The organism is Selenomonadales bacterium, from assembly GCA_017442105.1.
Lineage (GTDB): Bacteria > Bacillota > Negativicutes > RGIG982 > RGIG982 > RGIG982.
Genome location: JAFSAX010000194.1, coordinates 1 through 4,927, shown reverse-complemented (window position 1 = coordinate 4,927; position 4,927 = coordinate 1). Strand labels below are relative to the sequence as shown.

Sequence of the window (4,927 nt, the reverse complement as noted above, 5' to 3'; positions counted from 1 at the left end):
TCTGCCCCCTGCTCCCATGAGTCACAAGGAAAACAAGATTCACCTGTGTATCGCCAAAACCGATATGCCTGTAAAAGTCATACAGAACATCGATCCTGCTGTTCTCTTTTGAGATGACCGAGATAAACTCCATATTGTCCAGCGAATGCAGCAGCTGTACGATCCGCTTGCTCTTTAAGATGTCTTTCCCTTTCGTCCGCCTTGTGTGCATCCCGTCATGAGATACAAGGCATCGTACATTGTGCTTGTTGAAGAGATCCACATACTCTTTCTTTAAAAGCGTTCCGTTCGTTACCATCATATACGAAAAGCTGCCCTGATATCTTTCTAGGATATGTTTGATCACCGACCAATACACGAGCGGCTCTCCGCCGTAAAACTGGATCAATACCCCTTTGTCCTTTTGTTCGTCCAAAAAAGAGAAAAGAGCAGAAGATATATCCGCTCTCGCTCTTTCCTTTTGAAGATGTTCCTGCGAACAGTACCTGCAGCTGAGATTGCACATATTCCCCATTTTTAAGATGATCGTGTCCATAGATGCTCCTTAATGGCAATCGTTGCAGCTGTTAGTCGGCGCCTTATACGTATAGGCCAAGCTTGTCGTCCCGTGCGTATGCGATTTGCTTACCAGCTGCTGAATAAGATTTTGAATGGTGTATATTCCCGCGGCGATACCGGTATTCACGTTGGGAAGATTCCATGACTGCGAGTTTGCACTTGAGCCGGAAGCCCCATTAAGCGACCACGTTGGTGTGATCGCATTCTGTGCACTCGCCGTAACTGTGATGCTCGACGAAAGCGTGATCACTTCTTTATCCGACAACGCTTTGATCTGTTGCGTGTGTTCATTCAGCTCATCGTCGATCGTATCGAAGTTCTCGTTCAACACAGTAATATCCGGCGGCGAATCGGTCAATTCAGGCTTACGGAGGTTATAATTTGTCGTATATGTTGCCATCCTTCACTCATCCTTTCGCTGTAACGGTAATCGTATAACTGCTGCTTACATTGACAGGGTTCGGAGCGATCACCACATTCGTGATCTCAACACCGCTCGTATCAAGATTGATCGTACGTGTTACTGTTGTTACCTTGCCCGCCTTATCGGTCGCCGTAACAACGATCGTGTTTTCGCCTTCCGACAATGTCACGCCCTTACTGAACGAGCCATTGCTGTTGATCGTAATAGTACCTGCATCCGTACCGTTTACGCTGATCACAACGCTTGCAATACCGCTGATGCTGTCGTTCGTCGTACCTGCGACCGTATAGGATGCCACAGCGACCCATGTATCGTTGCCCGATGGTGCCGTAATCGACAACGTAGGCTGAACGGTATCTGTCGTGAATGTTCTCGTTACTTCTACCGCCTCATTGCCATCATGATCGCTGACATTGATCGTGATCGTATGTGCTCCGTCCGTCAGCGCCGTAGTCGGCTTGTACGTTACGTTATAACCATTCGTCACCGGAGTGGCTGTCATTTCGCCGCTGCCGTGATCCGTACCGTCAACACTCAGCACAAGACTGCTGATATCCACGCCCGATCCGCTCGCTTCATCACGCAGCTGAAACGTAATATCGGGCACTCCCGATGCCAAAAACGCTCCTGCGGTTGGTGCGGTGATTGCAATCGTCGGCTTCGTTACCTCTTTTACATACAGCTTCAGATCGTCTCCGACAACACTGTTCGTTTCATCGAATGTTGTCACCGTTCCTGCCTTATTTGTCGCCTCGATCATGACAGGATAATAATGTCCGTTGTTCACGTTGTATGATGTGATCGACGGTGCCGCGATCGTACCGACATAATTGCCCGTCGCTTCATCGAGCGTCAGGATCGTCCACGCCCCATTTACCTTTGCACGGATCTGTTGTATTGCCATGCTTGTTCCTCCATTCCATACTATTTCGTTGATTCCAAAAAACCAATTTTCATATACCGCTGTAAGCTCTGCCCAGCTCCCATGATTGTTTTTCAATGTCAGCCATGGGAACACCGTATCGAACGATGCGGTAACAGTCACAGGGCTTCCCACTGATACCACGCGCGGAGCTATCAATACGCTCTTGATGATCATCGGATATGATTAATGACTGCTCTCCAGTCCGCTTTCATATTTGATACGTCTGCCCAGCTGCCGAACTGCTCCTTGATATCGCCCCATGTCGAATAATACCGCTCAACGACCAACCCCAAATGTGCGGGCTTGCGCGGTTTAATGCTTCTTTCCACATCAGGAAAAAGAAACACCTCTCCGTTGTTCGGCGGCAGAACCTTGATGTTGATCTCGCTGTTGGCAAACGTTACGATACAATCCCCGCCTGTGAACGCGGCAACGATACTCTTGATCTTCGCCTCATTCAGCTTGCCTGCACCCCTCAGCTTTGACAGCACATACAGACGTCTCTGTTCCAATGTTCCCGCGGGGATGATCTTAAGATCCTGTTCCCACTCCTTGATACGACTTTCGCTTGCGGATAAGATAAACGCATCCGTATAGATACTCATAATTGCATTCAAAAGCCGATCGATCTCCAGACCGTCAGACTCCAATACCTTCTGCATTTCAACGCTTGTATGCCAATACGGAGGCAGATAATCCATCATACGCTTTGCCGCAACAGACTTGCCTTGTACGACCAGCTTCAGAAGCTCACTGTATATCTCGTTATTCTCATCCAGAATAATGATGTTGCCGTTTTCCATCACTGCTGTGATCGTCACACCGTACGTTCCGGGCAAGCTTGGTGCAGTAAGCAGCCGAACCCAGTTCCCATTCGTCTGCTGCTGCAAAAAATATGTCACCCCATCGATCATTGCCTTGATATAGAGCATCAGACCACCGCCAAACTAAGATTCTGCAGCACAGGGATCTCTTCACTGCCCAAAGCAAGATTTGCAGTGCTTCCGTTCAGCAGAAAATTGCTCAGATCTTCAATACAAGGACAATCCTGGATCGCTGCACCCAAAGACATGTACGATACCGTCGTCTTGGCATAAGAAATGCTGCTCAAGTGCTTCCGAACAGCCTCTTCTACCCCCTCGATATTGCTGTACCCTTCAGCAAGAATGACCGTTCCCGTAAGATCGATCGGTACTTGTGTCGCCGTTGAGACCGTCACGATCGCACCGATCGGTGCAACACCGTTGCCCAGACCCGCACTGCCCGGGTCAAGATATTCCTGGAACGCTTCCACCAGCGTATCGGAAGCAATACCGTTTTCCGTATCCAGGATCGATACCTTCACTGTATTTGCACCGTTCCAGAGCGGCATGATCTTTGCATTGCCGATACCGGGGAAGGCAGATACCCATGCTTTGTACTGTGCAATATTACCATCTCTTTCCTCACTGTTGATCGACTCAAAATACCGTTCTCGAAAGGCTTCCGTATCTTCCTCTTCTTCACCATATACCAATATATCGACGAGCTCGGCAGTCTCAAGTCCCTGTATGTATTCGATCGGGATCAACAGACCGCTCCCTTCGTTCCCGACCGTACCGATCGTCTCGCAGGTCAGCATATATTCGCCGTCTGATATTTTTTCGGTGACAGCAAAATTCAGCTTCTCATAATTAAATCGTGCACCGATCGGAATATCGATACCTGTCGGCACAAACACACCCTTGCGTACCGCATACGTTGCAGGATACGGCTGCAGACCCAGCTCAGCCGCGCATTCGATAAGTCCCTGTCTGTCGGCCGTACGCGCGTACGTATTCGCATACAGTCTCTGCATCTCCTCATATGCCAGAGACAGCTCATACGCTGCAGGTGCTCTCGTATCATAGATCACACTGCCTTCCCGCTTATCCAGTCGATCGGTGACCTGCTCGAGCATCCGTTGTAAAATCTCTTCTTTTGTATTCGTCATATCGTCACCACCCATTCAAGGTCAAGCGTTCCGTATATGGTGTGCACGCTGAACACAGTATGCACCCTTCCCTTTTTTGTCTCAAAAGAAAACCCATCTACGCTTGTGATTCGCTCGTCCCATGTCAACGCTTCCGTAATACGGCGCGGGATCTCTGCCAATACATACGGAACAGGCCTCCCCATCAGACCCAACAGCTCCGAGCCGTAATTATTGCTGTACACCTTATCATATCGGTATCGCTCGGTCTGCAGGATCTTAAAGATAGCCTGTTTCATGGCTTCCTGCTCATCCGTAAATCCCTGCACACGTATCGTATCCAGATCCATACGATACGTTTTGGTTTCCTGTATAGTCTCTGTAATCTCAAAATCATTTGTCAGATCATCTTCTGACACTGTTAATGTCGGCAGCATCCTCATTCACCTCCTAAACGCGATCGGCCACAACAAACATTTGACCACCCTCCATCGTCAAGAGAAGGACCTTTTCGCCTTTTTGCAGAGCATTATGAATAATGATCTTCTTGCGTCCTTTGAGCGGATGTGCATGCGAAGCATATTTGGCATCCCCACTGCCTCCGCTCACAGCCTCTGTCTGCCAGTCAACTACCGTTATCTCATGCTCATGATCTTTCACCGCTTCAGTCAGGATCAAAAAACTCTCATCGAGTATCAGTTTCTGCTCCGTCATGATCTGCAGCGGATCTACCGCCATGACCGTACCGAACAATACATTGACAGGCTTGCTTGCCAAGACTGCCCTGCGTGCAAGTGATCGGATCGCCTGGTCCAAGCTATGCAAAACGATCACCGCCCGCCATCTCGATATCCATCCTGTGATGCCCCTGTTCCCACGTATGCACAACGCGACGACAGATCAAATAGCTGTTGTGAACGATATCTCCCAGATTCAGACTTACCGGCAGCATACAGCCCGCCCGCACTGTCACATCACCCAGCACACCTGTTATACGCAGGGACCGAGTCTTGTGATTATACTGTTTCAAAAGTTGCTCTGCCTGCGCATGCAGATCAACACCACCATC

The 4,927-nt window shown here is 49.1% G+C and carries 8 protein-coding genes; all 8 read right to left on the bottom strand.

Features of this window, described 5'->3' with window-relative positions; translation table 11 throughout:
* On the bottom strand, window positions 1–535 hold a 535-nt coding region (locus IJN28_07590; GenBank protein ID MBQ6713630.1), incomplete at its 3' end, for a radical SAM protein.
* A gap of 9 nt (window positions 536–544) precedes the next feature.
* Window positions 545–958: a hypothetical protein gene (locus IJN28_07585; protein ID MBQ6713629.1), complete on the bottom strand. Its 414-nt coding sequence runs from the start codon at window positions 956–958 to the stop codon at window positions 545–547.
* A 7-nt stretch (window positions 959–965) separates the two neighbouring features.
* Complete coding sequence (locus IJN28_07580; GenBank protein MBQ6713628.1) at window positions 966–1,886, bottom strand: hypothetical protein; 921 nt, start codon at window positions 1,884–1,886, stop codon at window positions 966–968.
* 191 nt (window positions 1,887–2,077) lie between these two features.
* Complete coding sequence (locus IJN28_07575) at window positions 2,078–2,839, bottom strand: DUF2313 domain-containing protein (GenBank protein MBQ6713627.1); 762 nt, start codon at window positions 2,837–2,839, stop codon at window positions 2,078–2,080.
* Window positions 2,839–3,879, bottom strand: a complete 1,041-nt coding sequence (locus tag IJN28_07570) for a baseplate J/gp47 family protein (protein MBQ6713626.1) — start codon at window positions 3,877–3,879, stop codon at window positions 2,839–2,841. Before IJN28_07570 ends, IJN28_07575 begins: the two co-directional genes overlap by 1 nt.
* Window positions 3,876–4,295, bottom strand: a complete 420-nt coding sequence (locus IJN28_07565; protein ID MBQ6713625.1) for a DUF2634 domain-containing protein — start codon at window positions 4,293–4,295, stop codon at window positions 3,876–3,878. The genes IJN28_07570 and IJN28_07565 overlap by 4 nt, the downstream gene beginning before the upstream one ends.
* A gap of 13 nt (window positions 4,296–4,308) precedes the next feature.
* A complete protein-coding gene (locus IJN28_07560; protein MBQ6713624.1) occupies window positions 4,309–4,683 on the bottom strand; it encodes a DUF2577 domain-containing protein in 375 nt (124 codons plus the stop codon).
* Window positions 4,676–4,927 (bottom strand): hypothetical protein (locus IJN28_07555; GenBank protein ID MBQ6713623.1); only part of this gene is annotated, 252 nt, incomplete at its 5' end. The genes IJN28_07555 and IJN28_07560, both read right to left, overlap by 8 nt.